At 35.5% G+C, this 265-nt stretch carries 1 protein-coding gene; it reads right to left on the minus strand.

Going from position 1 to position 265, the window contains the following annotated elements:
* Window positions 1–265 (minus strand): hypothetical protein (locus tag Q5Y73_RS24720; RefSeq protein ID WP_305994585.1); only part of this gene is annotated, 265 nt, incomplete at both ends.

Below are 265 nucleotides of genomic sequence, written 5' to 3' on the forward strand. Positions count from 1 at the left end.
CATCTTTAACTTCTGGTGTTGCAAAACCAAAGATCGTAATTACATGAGATAATTGGAACGTATCGATTGAGTTTCCTTCTGCATCTTCAATACCAGATACTAGTAGGTCAACATCTACGATGTTATTGTCTCCATCAACATTATCGAACTCTTCATCTTCTTCATCGTATTCTGCAAGATCATTTAATAATTCTACATCATCTTCAGATAATTCAATACGAACGGATTTACCGTTTCCGTAGAATTCAGCTTCACCTGAAAGTGA

Source organism: Chengkuizengella axinellae (assembly GCF_030730905.1).
Taxonomy (GTDB): domain Bacteria; phylum Bacillota; class Bacilli; order Paenibacillales; family KCTC-33759; genus Chengkuizengella; species Chengkuizengella axinellae.